Annotated in this window: 18 protein-coding genes; 11 read left to right on the forward strand and 7 right to left on the reverse strand. The window is 62.4% G+C overall.

What is annotated here, in order from left to right; translation table 11 throughout:
* Positions 1-103 precede the first annotated feature (103 nt).
* A complete protein-coding gene (locus tag EO094_RS13440) occupies positions 104-688 on the forward strand; it encodes a gamma-glutamylcyclotransferase family protein (RefSeq protein ID WP_128292902.1) in 585 nt (194 codons plus the stop codon).
* Between the two features lie 104 nt (positions 689-792).
* Positions 793-1,140, forward strand: coding sequence for a DUF4440 domain-containing protein (locus EO094_RS13445; protein WP_092809789.1), 348 nt, complete (start codon positions 793-795; stop codon positions 1,138-1,140).
* Positions 1,141-1,281: 141 nt separating this feature from the next.
* Here EO094_RS13445 and EO094_RS13450 read toward each other — a convergent pair whose 3' ends face one another.
* Entirely contained in the window at positions 1,282-2,478 is a 1,197-nt protein-coding gene (locus EO094_RS13450) for a carboxylate-amine ligase (protein ID WP_128292905.1), read from the reverse strand.
* Positions 2,479-2,670: 192 nt separating this feature from the next.
* On the opposite strand from EO094_RS13450, the gene EO094_RS13455 reads away from it, so the two are divergent.
* The 5 genes from EO094_RS13455 to EO094_RS13475 all read left to right on the forward strand — a co-directional run bounded on the left by EO094_RS13455 (position 2,671) and on the right by EO094_RS13475 (position 7,383).
* Complete coding sequence (locus EO094_RS13455) at positions 2,671-4,053, forward strand: class II 3-deoxy-7-phosphoheptulonate synthase (protein WP_128292908.1); 1,383 nt, start codon at positions 2,671-2,673, stop codon at positions 4,051-4,053.
* The gene (locus tag EO094_RS13460; RefSeq protein ID WP_128292911.1) at positions 4,054-4,446 is read left to right on the forward strand and encodes a GFA family protein; all 393 of its coding nucleotides are present in this window, start codon (positions 4,054-4,056) and stop codon (positions 4,444-4,446) included.
* Between the two features lie 34 nt (positions 4,447-4,480).
* Positions 4,481-4,918: a diacylglycerol kinase gene (locus EO094_RS13465; RefSeq protein ID WP_164879659.1), complete on the forward strand. Its 438-nt coding sequence runs from the start codon at positions 4,481-4,483 to the stop codon at positions 4,916-4,918.
* 133 nt (positions 4,919-5,051) lie between these two features.
* Entirely contained in the window at positions 5,052-6,716 is a 1,665-nt protein-coding gene (locus EO094_RS13470; protein ID WP_128292916.1) for an NAD+ synthase, read from the forward strand.
* Positions 6,717-6,729: 13 nt separating this feature from the next.
* The gene (locus tag EO094_RS13475; protein ID WP_128292918.1) at positions 6,730-7,383 is read left to right on the forward strand and encodes an AbiU2 domain-containing protein; all 654 of its coding nucleotides are present in this window, start codon (positions 6,730-6,732) and stop codon (positions 7,381-7,383) included.
* A 106-nt stretch (positions 7,384-7,489) separates the two neighbouring features.
* On the opposite strand, the gene EO094_RS13480 is transcribed toward EO094_RS13475, so the two are convergent.
* Positions 7,490-7,939 carry a hypothetical protein gene (locus tag EO094_RS13480; protein ID WP_128292921.1) on the reverse strand — a complete coding sequence of 150 codons (450 nt, stop codon included), beginning with the start codon at positions 7,937-7,939 and terminating at the stop codon, positions 7,490-7,492.
* A gap of 271 nt (positions 7,940-8,210) precedes the next feature.
* Between EO094_RS13480 and EO094_RS13485 the strand changes: the two genes are divergently transcribed.
* Together EO094_RS13485 and EO094_RS13490 are read left to right on the forward strand one after the other, a co-directional pair.
* Positions 8,211-8,390 (forward strand): hypothetical protein, encoded by a 180-nt coding sequence (locus EO094_RS13485; RefSeq protein WP_128292923.1) that lies wholly within the window; start codon positions 8,211-8,213, stop codon positions 8,388-8,390.
* 78 nt (positions 8,391-8,468) lie between these two features.
* Positions 8,469-9,860, forward strand: coding sequence for a glutamate--tRNA ligase (locus EO094_RS13490; RefSeq protein ID WP_128292926.1), 1,392 nt, complete (start codon positions 8,469-8,471; stop codon positions 9,858-9,860).
* Here EO094_RS13490 and EO094_RS13495 read toward each other — a convergent pair.
* Positions 9,760-11,007 carry a DUF2865 domain-containing protein gene (locus EO094_RS13495; protein ID WP_128292928.1) on the reverse strand — a complete coding sequence of 416 codons (1,248 nt, stop codon included), beginning with the start codon at positions 11,005-11,007 and terminating at the stop codon, positions 9,760-9,762. The two genes, EO094_RS13490 and EO094_RS13495, sit on opposite strands and share 101 nt — an antisense overlap.
* Before the next feature lie 282 nt (positions 11,008-11,289).
* Here EO094_RS13495 and EO094_RS13500 point away from each other — a divergent pair, with 282 nt between their 5' ends.
* The gene (locus tag EO094_RS13500; RefSeq protein ID WP_128292931.1) at positions 11,290-12,318 is read left to right on the forward strand and encodes a fumarylacetoacetate hydrolase family protein; all 1,029 of its coding nucleotides are present in this window, start codon (positions 11,290-11,292) and stop codon (positions 12,316-12,318) included.
* Entirely contained in the window at positions 12,315-12,668 is a 354-nt protein-coding gene (locus tag EO094_RS13505) for a hypothetical protein (RefSeq protein WP_128292933.1), read from the forward strand. The genes EO094_RS13500 and EO094_RS13505 overlap by 4 nt, the downstream gene beginning before the upstream one ends.
* Before the next feature lie 51 nt (positions 12,669-12,719).
* On the opposite strand, the gene cimA is transcribed toward EO094_RS13505, so the two are convergent.
* From cimA to cysS, 4 genes are read right to left on the reverse strand one after another with little or no spacing between them, the layout of a single operon-like run.
* Entirely contained in the window at positions 12,720-14,330 is a 1,611-nt protein-coding gene (gene cimA / locus EO094_RS13510; RefSeq protein WP_128292935.1) for a citramalate synthase, read from the reverse strand.
* A complete protein-coding gene (locus tag EO094_RS13515) occupies positions 14,327-14,815 on the reverse strand; it encodes a GFA family protein (protein WP_128292937.1) in 489 nt (162 codons plus the stop codon). Before EO094_RS13515 ends, cimA begins: the two co-directional genes overlap by 4 nt.
* A 31-nt stretch (positions 14,816-14,846) precedes the next feature.
* A complete protein-coding gene (pip, locus tag EO094_RS13520) occupies positions 14,847-15,815 on the reverse strand; it encodes a prolyl aminopeptidase (protein WP_128292939.1) in 969 nt (322 codons plus the stop codon).
* Positions 15,812-17,293, reverse strand: a complete 1,482-nt coding sequence (cysS, locus tag EO094_RS13525; RefSeq protein WP_246008507.1) for a cysteine--tRNA ligase — start codon at positions 17,291-17,293, stop codon at positions 15,812-15,814. The genes pip and cysS overlap by 4 nt, the downstream gene beginning before the upstream one ends.
* Positions 17,294-17,322: the final 29 nt, after the last annotated feature.

Below are 17,322 nucleotides of genomic sequence, written 5' to 3' on the forward strand. Positions count from 1 at the left end.
CAAAGGTTGAGTGTTGTCGCGGGAAAATCCAGACGGCAGACGAGATCGGGCCTGCGCCTATATGCTCCGGGGAAACGACTGGTTCGTAGAAGGAGGCCGCGCTGTGTTCACCTGTTTCGGCTACGGCTCGCTCGTCAATGCCGCCACGCTGACGCCGGATGTCGTCGCCGTGCCCGGCAAGCTCCGCGGCTGGCGAAGGGCCTGGCGCCATTCCGGCACCTCGAGCTATGGCGGCCGCTGTACGCTGACGGTGGTGCCGGATGCGGGCTGCGAGATCTGGGGTGCGATCGTGGCCTTGCCGCACCAGGAACGCCCGGCGCTCGACCAGCGCGAGGCGCAATATGACGTGGTGGCGCCCTCCGAAGAGGCCGTGACCTGGCTTGCAGGGCGTCCGGAAGGCTGGCCCGACCCGCATCTTTATGTCGGTCACGAAGAGTACGGACGGCCGGGCGACGCCGACAATCCGATCATGCTGTCTTATCTCGACGTGGTGCTGTCGGGCTTTCACGCTGTCTACGGCGAGGCGGGGATCGCGCATTTTCTGGAGACGACGGCGGATTGGCATGTGCCGATCCTCGATGACCGCGCTGCCCCGCGCTATCCACGTGCACTTGCTTTGGGCGAGCACGAACATGCGCTCGTTGACGAAGCCATTGCCGCCGCCGGTGCAACGAAGATCTCGCTTTAGTGTTATACACATAGAAGAACTTCTATGTTTGGAAGATCTTCTGTATAGAAGGTGATGCGGAGAGCTGGCCATAAGAGCCGGCCGAAACCTGGGAGGCATAGCCAATGATGGACGATGGAAAAGTCTGGTCCGGCGAGAAACGTTTCTGGCTGGAAGGGTCGGAGGCCTTCGACGCTCTTATGGACGACGAATGCCTGATGGTGTTTCCGGGTATGGGCGTGATGCCGGCGATGGAAACACGCGATGCGCTGCGCCACGCGCCGCGCTGGTCTTCGGTCGACTTCGCTGATTGCAAGATCGCCCGCCCCGACGCCGATACGTTAGTGCTCGCCTACAAGGCGGAGGGCCACCGCGACGGTGACACGCCGTACCGGGCCTATTGCAGCTCCACCTATCGCTGCCACGATCACAGGTGGAAGCTCGTGCAGCACCAGCAGACGCCTTTGCGGTGATGGGCTGACACGCGTTTTGAAGGAGAGATCGCTTCCGATGCGAACCCTCTTGAGGAGGGGACATCGGAGGCGGTCTGATAAGAAGCACGGAAGGCAAGAAAATCGGCCAGAGACGGTTGGAAACCGACTGTGCGGGGCCGGTCAGAGCTGCGGTCGCGGCATGACCGACATTTCGGGTTTCTTGTCGTCGGGACGGGCCGGGCGGCAGCCGATGAGTGTTTCGGCCACGAGATGGTCGACGACGGCCTTCAAGGCCTCGTCCTCGCTGGCGCCGTCTTTCAGCGCCTTTTCATAGGTGGCGATCTGCTTGTCGGCGCTGGTGCCGCCCGAGGCGATGGCGCGGATACGCTCCACCTCCGAAGTGCAGCCGAAATGGTCGGCATCTTCCGCGATGAGATCGATCAGTTCGCCGACGAGGTCGACGAATGGAACGACGGCGCCGCGGCCGAAATCGATGAGGTCCCCGGCCGCGCCGTGGCGCTGCGCGATCCAGCGGTTTTCCGCAACGAGCGCCATCGGATAATGCCGCCAGCGCTGGTTCTTGCGTCTGAGGCGCCAGAGCATGCGGGCGAGACAGCGGAAAGTGGCGGCGATAGCGATCGCATCGTCGAGACGGGTGCACACATCGGTGATCCGCATCTCGATCGTCGGAAAGCGCACCGACGGGCGCAGATCCCACCAGATCTTGGTCGCATCCTCGATGACGCCTGCGCCCGTCAGAACGGAGACGAAGCGCTCGAACTCGCCGAAGGATGAGAAACGCTCCGGCGGGCCGGAACGCGGCAAAGCATCAAAAACGGTGAGACGGAAGGATTTGAGCCCCGCCTTGCGCCCCTGCCAGAACGGCGAGGAGGTGGAGAGACACAGAAGATGCGGCAGGAAATAGGCGAGCTGATTGTGCAGGTCCATCCGCAGCTCGTCGTCCTCGACGCCCACATGCACATGCATGCCGCAGATGATGAGCCGCCGGCCGACCACCTGCAGGCTTTCGGCGATTTCGCGATAGCGCGGCTTGTCGGTGGCGCGCTGGTCCCGCCATTTGGCGAAGGGATGCGTAGAGGCCGCCATCGGAGCGAGGCCGTATTTGTCGGCCTCTTCGGCGATCGTGCCACGAAGCTCGGCGAGGGCGGCTCGTGCTGCCGGAAGATCGGCGCAGACGGGCGTGCCGACTTCGATCTGGCAGCGCAGAAATTCCGGCGCCACCGAATTGCCGTGAGTTTCCTGGCAGGCGGCAAGAAGTTCGGCCGGCGGGTCGACGCACAAATCGCGACTTGTCTTGTCGACGAGGAGGTATTCCTCCTCGATACCGATGGTGAAGCGTGGCTCGTCGCGATCCATCCTTGGATTGTGCGGGCTCGGTGGCCTTAGCGCAAGCACAACCAAACCGTTATGCCGCGTATCGGCGTCGCGGGTCGCGATCGCTTGGGTTGACGCTCAAGGCCTAAGGGGCGATAGCGTTGCGGCGAACTGCCGCCGGTCACGAGGGCCGGGGTTCCGGCCGTATGGGCCGTCTTTTTGAAAGTTGGTGCGATGGAAACGAAGTGGACGCCGTCGAGCTGGAGATCCCGGCCGATCGAGCAGGTGCCGGATTATCCAGATCCTGAGCTTCTCGCCAGTGTCGAGGGCCGCCTTGCCGCCTATCCGCCGCTCGTTTTTGCAGGCGAAGCCCGCAAGCTGAAGCGGCATCTCGGCGAAGTGGCCGAGGGGCGCGCTTTTCTCTTGCAGGGGGGCGATTGCGCCGAGAGCTTTGCCGAACACGGCGCCGACAACATTCGCGATTTCTTCCGCGTCTTCCTGCAGATGGCCGTGGTTCTGACCTTCGCCGGGCGCTCGCCGGTGGTGAAGGTCGGCCGCATCGCCGGTCAGTTCGCCAAGCCGCGCTCCGCACCGACGGAAAAGCAGGGCGATCTCGAGCTGCCGACCTATCGCGGCGACATCATCAACGGCATCGAATTTGAGGATTCCGTGCGCCAGCCGGACCCGATGCGCCTTGAAATGGCGTACCGGCAGTCGGCCGCGACGCTCAATCTTCTGCGCGCCTTCGCCCAGGGCGGCTTCGCCAACCTGGAGCATGTGCACCAATGGATGCTGGGCTTCATTCAGGACAGCCCGCAGGCCTCCCGCTACCAGGCGCTCGCCGATCAGATCAGCGAGACGCTCGGCTTCATGCACGCGATCGGGCTCGACGCGGAATCGACGCCTTCGCTGCGCCAGACGGATTTCTTCACCAGCCACGAGGCGCTGCTCTTGGGTTACGAGCAAGCGCTGACGCGTGTCGATTCCACCTCCGGCGACTGGTACGCGACGTCGGGCCATATGCTGTGGATCGGCGATCGCACGCGCCGGCCGGATCATGCGCATATCGAATTCTGCCGGGGCGTGAAGAACCCTATCGGTTTGAAATGCGGTCCCTCGCTCGATGCCGACGAGCTGTTGCGGCTCATCGATATCCTGAACCCGACGAATGAGGCGGGCCGGCTCACCCTCATCACCCGCTTCGGTTCGGAAGAGATCGGCAAGTATCTGCCGAAGCTCATCCGCAAGGTGGAGCGCGAGGGCCGCAAAGTCGTGTGGTCGTGCGACCCGATGCACGGCAACACGGTGAAGGCGGCGAATGGCTACAAGACGCGCCCCTTCAGCTCGATCCTCGGCGAGGTGGAGAGCTTCTTCGCCATTCACGCGGCGGAAGGAAGCCATGCCGGCGGCGTGCATATCGAGATGACCGGCAAGAACGTGACCGAATGCCTGGGTGGCGCGCGTCCGGTGGAGGTGGAGCATCTCTCCGACCGCTACCACACGCATTGCGATCCGCGTCTCAACGCCGATCAGGCGCTGGAGCTTGCTTTCCTGATCGCCGAATTGTTGCGTAAGGATCGGGTGAGCCGGGAAGCGCGCCAGCGTGCTTCGGCCTGAATGACCGAACTTTCCGGCAGCTGCCTCTGCGGCGCGGTGCGCTTCTCCGTCTCCGGAGAAGTGCGCCAGGTCGTCTCCTGTCACTGTACCCAGTGCCGCAAGCAATCGGGGCATTTCTGGGCGACGAGTGCGGCCAGAAAGGCCGACATGGAAATCGTCGGTACGGAATATGTGCGCTGGTATCAGGCGACGGCGGAGGCCCGCCGTGGCTTCTGCGAATTGTGCGGCTCGCTTCTCTTCTTTGAAGGAACGGGCCGTGAAGACGTGGCTTTTTCTGCCGGAGCACTCGACGGCGAGACGGGTCTTAAGACCGAAGCGCATGTTTTCGTGGCAGAGAAGGGCGACTATTACCAGATAGCTCCCGGGGAACCGCAGTTCGACGGTCGCGATTAAGCCGAGTAGTCGACATAGCCGAGATGAGATGCCCGTGAACGAGACGCCGAGACAGGCCCGCGATTCCGTCGCTGGAAACCGAAAACGCCAAACCGCCCTTCCCGGACAGGGCGGGCTGAAGCGGATCATGTCGGCGTCCTCGAATTCCATGCGCGGCTTGAAGAATGCGATTGGAACCGAAGCAGCCGTGCAGCAGGAGATGGCCGTGCTCGCGATCGGCGTGCCGCTCTCCTTCTTCATCGCCAGCAATCCGTGGATCTGGCTTGCCATGGTCGGCTCGCTCTTCTTCATCCTGACGGTCGAACTCCTCAACACGGCGATCGAGCGCCTGTGCAACCACGTGACGCCCGAGCATCACGAGGCGATCCGTGTGACCAAGGACATCGCATCCGCTGCCGTATTTTTTGCACTCTCCCTTGGCGGGCTGATCTGGGCGGTTGCCGTCATCGAGCGCTTTGGCTGGCTGCACTGATCCTGCCGACTTCGGTCATGCTTCCGACCGGCCCCTGCGGCGTCTCGCGGGCTCCTGGCCGTCCGACCGTTTCAGCCATTGCTGCTGAAGCGCCGCGGGATTAACTGACACGGGTCAGACGGAGAGGGGCTTCATGACCACCGACACTCTGCGCATCGCCCTTGCGCAGCTCAATCCGATCGTGGGTGACGTTTCCGGCAACCTGAAGAAGGCGCTGAAGGCGCACGGCGAGGCCGCGAAAGCGGGCGCCGATCTCATCGTCTACAGCGAGCTCTTCCTCTCCGGCTATCCACCGGAGGACCTGGTGCTTCGCCGGGCCTTCCAGGATGCCTGCCTGGAGGCACTCGATGAACTCGTGGCGGCCACGGCGGCCGGCGGCCCCGGAATTCTCATCGGGCTTCCCTATCGCGACAACGGCAACCTTCATAATTCTGTGGCGCTTGCCGATGGCGGCGAATTGATCGGTCTGCGCCATAAGGTCGACCTGCCCAATTATGCTGTCTTCGACGAAAAGCGGGTCTTCGATGCGGGACCGCTGCCCGGCCCCATCGGCTTTCGCGGCGTGCGCCTTGGCGTGCCGATCTGCGAGGACATCTGGACCGACGAGGTGACGGAATGTCTGGCCGAAACGGGGGCTGAGCTTCTGATCGTGCCGAACGGGTCGCCCTACGAGCGCATCAAGCCGGACGTGCGCATGCAGGTGGCGCTGGAGCGCGTCGTCGAAACCGGCCTGCCGATGATCTATCTCAACCAGATCGGCGGTCAGGACGAACTCGTCTTCGATGGTGGTTCGTTCGGCTTCGAGCGTGATCGTCGGCTCGCTTTCCAGATGCCGCAGTTCGAGGAATCAGTGGCGCTCACCGTCTGGGAGCGCAGCGACGCGGGCTGGACATGCCGTGAAGGCCCGATGACGCGGCTGTCGGACCAGATGACGGCCGATTGGCGCGCCTCCGTTCTGGGCCTCAAGGATTACGTCACCAAGAACCGCTTTCCGGGCGTGGTGCTGGGGCTTTCCGGCGGCATCGATTCTGCGATCTGTGCCGCGATTGCCGTCGATGCGCTGGGGCCGGAGCGCGTGCATTGCGTGATGATGCCCTACCGCTACACGTCGTCGGAGAGCCTCAAGGACGCCAAGGACTGCGCCGAGGCGCTCGGCGTGCGCTATGACATCGTGCCGATCGCCGAGGCGGTCGAGGGCTTCGACCGGATGCTGGAAAAGCTTTTCGCCGGCCATCCCTCGGACGTGACGGAAGAGAATATCCAGTCACGCGTCCGCGGGACGCTGTTGATGGCGATCTCCAACAAGTTCGGCTCCATGGTCGTGACCACCGGCAACAAGTCGGAAATGTCCGTCGGCTATGCGACCCTCTATGGCGACATGAACGGTGGCTTCAACCCGATCAAGGATCTCTACAAGACCGAGGTCTACCGCCTGTCGCGCTGGCGCAATGACAACCGCCCCGAGGGGCTTCTCGGGCCTGAGGGCGTCGTCGTTCCGGAGAACATCATCGACAAGGCCCCGACGGCGGAGTTGCGCGAGGGGCAGAAGGATCAGGATTCGCTTCCCCCTTACGAGATCCTCGACGGCATTCTGCAGGGCCTGGTGGAGCGCGAGGAAAGCGCCGCCGAACTCATCGAGAAGGGCTACGAGGCCGATACGGTGAAGCGGGTGCAGAAGCTTCTTTATATCGCCGAATACAAACGGCGGCAGGCAGCGCCCGGCGTGAAAATCTCGTCCAAGAACTTCGGCCGCGACCGGCGCTATCCGATCGTCAACGGCTGGCGCGACGCGGTGTGATGGGAACCTTGGGATGGATAGTGAAGCGAAATTGAGGCTCGTTGAGCAGATCACTGAAGACCTCAGAGAAGAAGTTTCCAGAGCAATTTCTTCATACGCCGTCATGGAGGGAGGGAATGAGGTATTTCCTAAGTTAACGCGAAATGTAAGGCACAAATCCATATCCGTATATAATACTATAAAATTTTCTATGATATTAAAAATATCAATGGACATTGCTCGTATATATGATCGAGACAACGATAAGCGCAAAAATAATGATAATAGTAAGTCATCAATTTTTACGTTAGAGAAATTATTTAAAGAAGAAGAAATCAAAAAAGCAGTTGTGTGCAGAGATAAATTAGAAAAATACTTAAATAATTTGGAGTCATACAAAAAAGAAAAGTCGGAGGAGTATTGTCGTATCAATAAGATTCGAAAATTCCGTAATAGTTATATCGCACATCGTTTAAATAATAATTCTAATGATGATATAATTCCTACGTTCGGGGATATTGAAATTTTATTAAAAGATTCGATATTATTGGTGTCTTGTGCGTCTTTGGCTGTTGAGGGGAGAAACACAGAGTTTTGTGATAAAATGAATCGTGAACGTGAATTGGCGCGAGAATATTATCGAGTGCTTGCAAAAGGGTTTGAAGGTGAAGGAATTGAAGTGAGTTAATTATTTTTTTTTGGTGAGTTTGTTCTTCGCTCTGGTGCTTCGGCCGCGACCGGCGCTATCCGATCGTCAATGGCTGGCGCGACGCGGTGTGAGGGCTCGCCTCGGGTCAGTCCGGAGGGTTGATCGTCTTGACGAGAATTTTTCCGTCGCTCTTGTCGAACCAGACTTCGCCATTGCCGATCATCGCGCCCTGATCGCGGATGAAGAGCGCGCCGTAGCTCGCATCTTCGATCGCCGAACGCACGTCGGGCGTTAAGATGTCATCGAAGGCGGCGAGAAACCCGTCGCGATCGGCATAGGTCTGGGCACCGTCCGGCCCGTAGACATTCAGCGGGTAGCGCATCATGGCGGCGAGCGCGTCATGATCGTCTGAGCGCGTCGCCTCCTGCAAATGGCTCAGGAAGTCGCGCGCCTCGGCGGGATTGTCGATGCCGGCCATATCGAGACGCTCGTCGACCGGACAGGGGGCGCTCGGGTCGGTGCACGCATCGGCGAAAGCGGCCGAAGCGGTGGCGGCGAGGAGGCCTGCGGCAAGATATAGGCTACGGCTCCACATCGTCTGATCTCTTCTCGCTCTCAAATGTCGTCGCGATAATGCTCGCGCAAGGAATACAACTCGCGCTATCTTGAATTGTTCAAAATCAAAATGGGGCGTGGATAAAGCAAGATCGCTGTGGTTCCTCAGAGGTTGCTGCAAGCCTCGCGCAAGCTTCCCCGATTAGAGTGCAACGGCAGGATCAGATCTATCTTTTGCCTGCATCGTTTGCTTCGTCATCGCCCTTCCGCCCCAAGCTCGAGGGTCGGGGCGGCGTGACCAGGAGACGGAAATGTCGGGCGACATGAAGGTGACGGCCTCCAGGATCGACCGGGTCGAGCGGATCCGTGCGATGCTGGAAATCCGCGAACGTATGAAAGAGGCGCGCCGCCGCTCGAAGCATGACGACGAGACGGATGAAGACCGCCTCGCGATCGAAGGGCCGAAGCGTTCCTACGAGGATGCGGAATAGTCTTCCACGCCCTCTGCAGGTCAGAACAGCTGTCGTCGCGATTGCGCCTTGGCGGGCGAAAAGCTAAGTCCCCTCGCCATGGCTTCTCCGATCGTTCGTTTCGCGCCGTCGCCGACCGGCCGCATTCATGCCGGCAACGCCCGCACTGCGCTCTACAATTGGTTCTTCGCCCAGAAAGAGGGCGGAAAGTTCATCCTGCGCTTCGACGACACCGACGAGGCGCGCTCGACGCGCGAATTCGCCGATGCGATCGAGGAGGATCTCGCCTGGCTCGGGATTTCGCCGGACCGCATCGAGCGTCAGTCACTCAGGCTGGCATCGTATGAAGAGGCGGCCGAGGCGCTGAAGGCCGCCGGACTGCTTTATCCCTGTTATGAGACGCCGGAAGAGCTGGAGCGGCAAAGGAAGCGCCGGCTCGGCCGCGGCCTGCCGCCGGTCTACGACCGCCGGGCGCTGAAGCTGACCGACGAAGAGCGGGCCGCATTCGAGGCGGAGGGTAGACAGCCGCATTGGCGGTTTCTTTTGCCGAATTTCTCCGACGACCCGTTCGCGACCGTGCGCACCGAGCGGAGCTGGGAAGACGTCTTCCGTGGCCCGCAATCCGTCGATCTTGCGTCTCTGTCGGATCCCGTACTCGTGCGCGGCGACGGCACGTTTCTCTATACGCTGCCTTCCGTGGTCGATGATCGCGATATGGGCGTCACCCATGTCCTGCGCGGCGACGACCATGTGACCAACACCGGCGTGCAGCTTGCGCTTTTCGAGGCGCTTCAGGCGACGCCGCCGGCTTTCGGTCACCACAATCTGTTGCAGACGGAGGCGGGTGAGGGCTTTTCCAAGCGCTACGAATCTTTGTCTCTGGCGGCGCTCCGTCGCGATGGCATCGAACCGGTGGCGCTTGCCGCCTATGCGAGCCTCATCGGCACAGGCCAGTCGGTGCAGCCGGTGAACGACCTTGCCGAGCTCGTGGCGCTTTTCGATCCGACGAAGGTGAACCGCGCGCCGGCGCGCTTCTCCGTCGGCGAATTGAAGAACCTCAACTCACGCATCCTTGCGCATCTGCCCTATGAGGTTGTCTCGGAACGGCTGGAGGAGGCGGGCGTCAAGGGCGGCGAAACCTTCTGGCATGCCGTCCAGGGCAATATTGAGAAGCTCGCCGACGCCGCCTTCTGGTGGCGGGTCGTGCGCGATCCCATCGAGCCGGCGATCGAGCCGGAGGATGCCGATTTCCTGCGGCAAGCGGCCGAACTGCTGCCCGAGGAACCCTTCGACGAGACCACCTGGGGAACCTGGACGCAGGCCGTGAAAGAGAAAACTGGCCGGCGCGGCAAGGGCCTTTTCCTGCCGCTTCGCCGCGCGCTGACGGGCGCTACTTCTGGACCGGAGCTACGAGAACTCCTTCCTTTTTTGGGCCGCCCCAATACACTGGCCCGACTATGCGCACCTTGCTCCGGGACTGAGACCCCGTAGCCTCGTCGCTCTTGCCGGTTGCGGCCTTGCCGGAGCCTGAGCTGGAGAGGTCTTCGTCCGGTGTGGAAGTGGTCTTTGCAGCCGTCTCATTCGTGTCGCCGTTTCCCGGCTCCGAGGCGGTGCTGCCTACACTTTCCTCGTTTTCGGATGGCGTCTGCGCCGCCGTATCCGGTCCTGCGGGCGCGGTATCTTCCGTTGCCATTGTGGGCGTGTCGCGGCCGTCCTCGGATGGCTCTTCCGCGTTGGGATTGGACGGGCCGCGCAAGGTCGCGATATCGGGGGCCTCCGGACGTGCCTGCGGCAGGCTCTCGGGCCGCGACATCTGCGGTTGCGCGCCAGGCTGCGCGTCGGGGCGTGGCGTCGCGATGATGGAGAAATTGCTGTCGCCGTTCCGGCACGAACAGGCGGCACTCACTTCCTTGCGATACTCGAACGCATTGGGCAGGGCCGCGTAAGGCTCGCCCGACAAGGACATCATATTGGCCGGATTGTCGTCGCCGCTTGGCTGATAATAGAGCTCCGCATCGCCGCCCGGACACATGGACTGGCAGGCGGCCTCGTCCTGCGCGAAACGCTCGGCCGTCGTGGCGAAGCTGATCGGGAAATAGTAGCCGTCGCAGCGGCGCACACACAATGTACGGTAGCTGCCCCCGAAAGACGGGGCGAAGGTCGGCTCGGGGATTCCAGGCGCGGGCTCTGGATAGACAGGCTCCCGCGCCATGAAGGGTTCAATGCCGCAACCGCGCCGGACGAGAAGCTCGCGCACGCGGTCGGCCCTGCGCAGATCCTGCGGCCGGTCATAGCGCATGGAAAGCGCCTCGAGCCTGTCGAGATTGGCACGCATCCGTTGCATCTGCCCGATCATGTCGGCGCATTGGCGTGATGCCGGGCCCTGCGCGAAGGGAAATCCGCCCCCGAGGCAGCCGGCTGCCGCCGCCCGATCTTCGGCCTGTTGCAGAACGGCCGCTTGCTCCTGCCAGGCCTCTCGGTATTCCTGCGCGCGCGGATCGGGTGTCGCCGCCTGGCTTTCCAGCCGCGCAAGCTCCGCTTCGAGGCCCTCGCAGGTGAGCGCAGCGGCAGGTTGCGTCGCGGCGATGAGAACCGCGGCGGCAAAAGACGCCGTGATCAAACTGGCTGCTTTTCGCAATGCCTGTCTCCGACCTACCTGGGGACTTTATAATTCTCAAAGATTGGCCAAACTTAGCAGACGTCACCTGAACTGCGCGTGAATGGCCTGGATAAGATGCGGGAAAGGCCTGTTCGCGCCGACTCCGGAAGGAAAAGACGGCGAGAACGGGTGGTCGGCATGCCGAGTGAGATCGCGGGGTGAGGACTACCATGTGGGCGAAACGGTTGCGGCGCGAGCATTGACCTTGCGCGGCGATGACCTCGGTATCCGACTTGGCGCAGAGACGGGGGATAGCGCGCGATGAGGCTCGCCACGCTCAACGACGGCAGCCGGGATGGAAGCCTTGTCGTGGTCTCCGCCGACAACCGCCGCTACACGCCTGCTGGTGGTATCGCCGGGACGATGCAGGAAGCTTTCGATCGCTGGCAGGAGGCTGAGCCGCAATTGCGGGCGCTCGCCGTCAGGCTCGATATCGGCCAGATCGAGGGCCGGCCTCTAGTGGAGGCGAACTGCCTTGCGCCGCTGCCGCGCGCCTATCAATGGGCCGAGGCCTCCGTCTATACGCGCCACCTTGAGCTCATGCATGGGAGCCGCGGGCAGGACATGCCGGCAAGCTTCTGGGTCGATCCCTTGATCTCGGAGGGGTCGTCCAGCCGTTTTCTGGCGCCGCGCGAACCGATTATGCTGCCGGAAGAGGCGCTGGAACTCGACGGCGGCTTCGGCCTCGATTTCGAGGCGAGCCTTGCCGTCATCACCGACGATGTGCCGATGGGGGTGAGCGCCTCGGAAGCTCTCCGCCATATCAAGCTGATCGCCCTCGTCAATTGCATCACCCTGCGCCATCTCGTGCCCAGCGAGATTGCCAAAGGCTTTGGCTTCTTCAAATCGAAGCCGGCAGCAAGCTTTGCGCCGATCGCTGTCACCCCCGATGAATTTGGCCGCCAATGGCAGGGGGGCAAGCTGGCCGGCAGGCTTCTCGTCACCATCAACACGCGCCGGTTCGGCGACCTCAATCCGGCTCTCGATATGGCTTTCGACTATGGACAGATCATCGCCCACGCAGCCTGCACGCGGCGCCTTCCGGCCGGCTCCTTGATCAGTGCGGGCGCGGTGTCGAACGGCGATCCCGCGCGAGGACCAGGCCGGCCGATTTCCTGGGGCGGCAACGGCTATGCCTGCATCGCTGAGATGCGCATGATGGAGACCGTCGATTATGGCCATCCCGATACGCGGTTTCTGACGGGCGGAGATGTGGTCCATATCGAGATGGTGGATGCGCACGGCCAGTCGTGCTTCGGGACAATCGAACAGGAGGTGAAGCGGATATGAGTGAAACAGGCGAGCGACCGCCGTTGTTTGCGAATGCCGCCCAGTTGTGGCGCGGCTTTCTGATCCTCAACCTTCTGATCGTACCGGCGCTTGCGATCCTCGCGGGCCTTTATGGCGATTTCGCCGGGCCGGGGCTGCAGCTTTTCTTCGCCTATCTCGTCACGCTCGTCGGCGTGATCGGCAATTTCACCATCTGGCTGTCGGCGCGCCGGATGAAGCTCAAGCAGCACTGGCTGATCCTGGTCTGGATCCTGTTGTGCCTAGCGACGGCGATCGTCATGGGAGCGGCCTCGCCCATCACCATGATGTTGCATCTGGTGCTGCCGGGTCCGGCTCCAGCAACGCCTTGATCATAGGGGAGAATGCGTGGCGCGGCGGCATGCGCGCCGCGCCGGCGCTCGTTATTCCGCAGCCGCCTGCATTTCCGGCATCGTCTTCACGAGCTTGAAGACCACGGCGTCGAGGAGCGCTTCGAAAGACGCGTCGATGATGTTGGGCGAGACGCCGACGGTGAACCAGCGATTGCCTTCCCCGTCTCGGCTTTCGATGAGAACCCGGGTCACGGCCTCCGTGCCGCCATTGAGGATACGCACCTTGAAGTCGACGAGTTCGAGATCCTCGATTGCCGAGGAAAGATCTCCAAGATCCTTGCGAAGTGCCCGGTCGAGCGCGTTGACGGGGCCGTTGCCTTCTTCCACCGACATGCGCCGCTCGCCGTTGACCTTCACCTTGACGACGGCTTCCGACACGGTGACGAGATCACCCACGGCGTTGTAGCGGCGTTCCACATCGACGCGAAAACCTTCCACTTCGAAGAAGGCCGGCACATGGCCGAGACGCCGGCGGGCGAGAAGCTCCAGCGAGGCATCGGCCGCCTCATAGGCGTAGCCCGCCGCCTCGCGCGCCTTGATGTCGGCGAGGAGACCGTCGAGGCGCGGATCTTTGCGATCGACCTCGAGGCCGAACCGGGCGAGTTCGGCAAGAAGGTTCGAGCGGCCTGCCTGATCGGAGACCAGCATGCGGCGCCGATTGCCGATCTCTTCAGGCTTCACATGTTCGTAGGTCTCCGGCTCCTTGACGATCGCGGAGGCATGGATGCCCGCCTTGGTGGCGAAGGCCGACGCGCCGACATAAGGCGCCTGTCGGTCGGGCGTGCGGTTCAGGATTTCATCGAAGGCGTGCGATACGTCGGTCAACGTTGCGAGCCCCTCGCGCGTCACCCCGATCTCAAAGCGCTCGTGATAGGCGGGCTTCAGCATCAGGGTCGGGATCAGCGTGGTGAGGCTCGCATTGCCGCAGCGCTCGCCGACACCGTTCAAGGTGCCCTGGATCTGCCGCACGCCCGCATCGACGGCCGCCAGAGAATTCGCCACCGCGTTGCCGGTGTCGTTGTGCGCATGGATGCCAAGGCGGTCGCCAGGCACCACCGAGGTCACGTCCCGGACGATCTCCGAGATTTCGTCAGGCAGTGTGCCGCCATTGGTGTCGCACAGCACGATCCAGCGTGCCCCGGCCTCGAGCGCCGTCTTGGCGCAGGCGAGCGCGTAGTCGCGGTTCGCCTTAAAGCCGTCGAAGAAATGCTCGCAATCGAGCATTGCCTCGCGTCCGGCGGCTTTCGCCGCGGCGATGCTCTCGCGGATGCCTTGGAGGTTTTCCTCATTGGTGGCGCCGAGCGCGACACGCACATGATAGTCCCAGCTCTTGGCGACGAAGCAGATGGCTGCGGAATCCGCCTGTAAGAGAGCCTGCATGCCGGGATCGTTGTCGACCGACCGGCCGGCGCGCTTGGTCATGCCGAAGGCGGTGAAGACCGCACGATGCGTGCGCCGGCGCTGGAAGAACTCCGTATCGGCCGGATTGGCGCCCGGGTAGCCGCCCTCGACATAATCGACGCCGAGCCGATCGAGCATGGCCGCGACGGCCGCCTTTTCCTCAAGGGAAAAATCAATGCCCGGCGTCTGCTGGCCGTCCCGGAGTGTCGTGTCGAAGAGGTAGAGCCGTTCTCTGGTCATTGGTGCGCGCCTCCTTTTGGGGGCCAGCTGGTCGTGTCGTGATCGGGGTGTTGATAGGAAACGATGTCGGCGAGAAAGGCCGGGGCTTCGGGATCGTTTTCGGTGCTATGGCCGGGAAGGCCGGCAAGATGATCGACGAAGGGAAGCTTCGCCTCGACGCCGAACTGCACTTTGGGCGGAATTTTCGCCGGCTCGTCGAAAGCGCCGATGGCGAGCGCGATGCCATCCGGGGCCTCGTAGGTGAGGGGCGTCCCGCAATCCTTGCAGAAGCCGCGCCGCACATGATTGGAGCTTTGAAAATAGGCCGGCGTCCCGCGCGTCCATTCAAGCGTGTCGGGCTTCACGGCCACGAGCGGCGCATAGAAGGCGCCGAAGGCCTTCTGGCACATGCGGCAATGGCAGATTGAGCCGGCCCCGAGCGGTCCCGTCACGCGAAAACGCACCTTGCCGCACTGGCAGCCGCCGCTCATCGTGTCTCCGGGCATCTCTCTGCCTCCCTTATGGCGAAGTTGCTCATCACCTGAGCTTTCCTGCAAAGCGATCGTTCGCTTCGACGAGATGGTGAAGGATGCCAGGCTCGGAAAAAGCGTGGCCGGCTCCTTCGACGATTTTCAAATCCGCTTCCGGCCAGGCGCGATGCAGCTCCCAGGCAGTCTGCACGGGGCAGGCCATGTCGTAGCGGCCCTGCACGATGACGCCCGGAATATCCTTGAGCTTGTGCGCATCCCGGATCAGCTGGCCTTCCTCGAACCAGCCGAGATGACTGAAATAATGGTTCTCGATGCGCGAAAAGGCGAGGGCGTAATCGGCCTGGTCGTGGCGCGAAATGCCGGCTTCGTCCGGCAGGAGCGTGACCGTGGAGCCTTCCCAAACACTCCAGGCCCGCGCGGCTTCGACCCGCACGGCACGATCTTCATGCGTCAGCCGGCGGCGATAGGCGGCGACGAAGTCGTCACGCTCGTCTTCCGGAATGGGCGCAACGAATTTCTCCCAGCGATCGGGAAAGATCAGCGATGCGCCCTTCTGGTAGTACCAGTCGATTTCGCTTTTGCGCATGGTGAAGATGCCGCGCAGCACGAGTTCGGTGACCCGTTCGGGATGCGTCTCCGCATAGGCGAGCGCGAGCGTCGACCCCCAGGAGCCGCCGAAGACAAGCCACTCTTCCACGCCCATCACGGCGCGCAAGCGCTCGATATCCTCCACGAGATGCCAGGTCGTGTTGGCTTCAAGCTCGGCATGGGGACGCGAGCGGCCGCAGCCGCGCTGATCGAAGAGGAGAACGCGGTAACGCTCCGGATCGAAAAGGCGCCGATGCGCCGGCGAGCAGCCTCCGCCTGGCCCGCCATGCAAAAACACGGCCGGCTTGCCCTCGGGATTGCCGGAGATTTCCCAGTAGACGGAATGCCCGTCGCCGACATCGAGCGTGCCCGACGCGTAAGGCGTGATCGGCGGATAGAGTGTTCTGAGCCCGCGCGGATCGTTCATCGCTTGATCTCCCAACTGGTCACGAGTTCGCCGCTTGCAGGATCGCGCTGATCCTTGAGCTGGATGCCTTTGGCAGCGAGTTCGTCGCGGATTTCGTCGGCTTTCGCCCAGTTCTTGGCGGCTCTCGCGGCCGCGCGTGCGGCAATCCGCTCTTCGATCTCGTCTTCGCCGAGCGCCATCGCCTTCGGCCGCCAGCTCTTCCATTCGGTTTCGCTGAGCTGACCGAGTCCGAGAAGATTGAGCGCTGCCTTGAAGCGCGCCTTCTCCTCGCCCTCGTGATCGTCGGCGACACCCTCGCCGATGCGGTGGAGGAGAGCGATCGCCTCCGGCGTGTTGAGGTCGTCTTTGAGAGCGGCGCCGACGGAGCCCTCGCCATCGAGGAGCGCATTGGCGCCGCCGGAATAGGCCTCGATGTCGCCCAGATACCCGTACCAGCGGTCGAGCGTGCGCTTTGCCGCGGAGAGCTTGTCGTGGGTGAAGTCGAGCGGCGCGCGGTAATGCGTCGTCAGCATCGCGAGCCGGATCGCTTCGCCCGGCCATTCGCTGACGGCGTCGCGGATGGTGATGAAGTTGCCGAGCGATTTCGACATCTTCTCGCCTTCCACCTGCAGATAGCCGTTGTGCATCCAGTAGCGTGCCATAGCCGAGCTGCCATGGGCGCAGCGCGATTGCGCGATCTCGTTCTCATGATGCGGGAAGATGAGGTCGAGCCCGCCGCCATGGATGTCGAAGGTCGTGCCGAGATAGCGCGCCGACATGGCCGAGCACTCGATGTGCCAGCCGGGGCGCCCGGGCCGCTCGACACCGCCGGGGGAGGGCCAGGCGGGTTCGCCTTCGTCCGACGGCTTCCACAGAACGAAATCCATCGGGTCGCGCTTATAGGCTTCCACCTCGACGCGGGCACCGGCCCGCATCTCGTCGAGACGCCGGTTCGACAAGGCGCCGTAATCGGGCATCGAGGAGACGTCGAAGAGGACATGATCCTCGGCCACATAAGCGTGGCCTTTGGCGATGAGCTCGTCGATCATCGTCTTCATTTCTTCGATGTTTTCCGTCGCCCGCGGCTCGTGCGTCGGCGGCAGGGCGCCAAGAGCGGCCGCGTCTTCGTGATACTGGCGCTCGGTGACTTCCGTCACCTTGCGGATCGCTTCGTTCAAGGGAAGCTCGTCGTATTCGGCCGCAGCGCGCGCGATGATCTTGTCGTCGACATCGGTGATATTGCGCACATAGGTGACGTGGTCGGCGCCATAGAGATGGCGCAGGAGCCGGAACAAGACGTCGAAGACGAGAAGCGGCCGTGCATTGCCGATATGGGCGAAGTCGTAGACCGTCGGTCCGCAGACATAGAGGCGCACATTGTCGGGATCGAGAGGATAGAAATCCTCTTTCCTGCGCGTCAGCGTATTGTGCAGCTTGAGGCCGCGGAAGGCGCTGTCTTGGTTGAGCTTGTCGCCGTCAGCCATGTCGTGTTCAGCCATGAGTATCCCGTCCGGCTGGCCGGGCGTTA

The organism is Afifella aestuarii (assembly GCF_004023665.1).
Taxonomy (GTDB): domain Bacteria; phylum Pseudomonadota; class Alphaproteobacteria; order Rhizobiales; family Afifellaceae; genus Afifella; species Afifella aestuarii.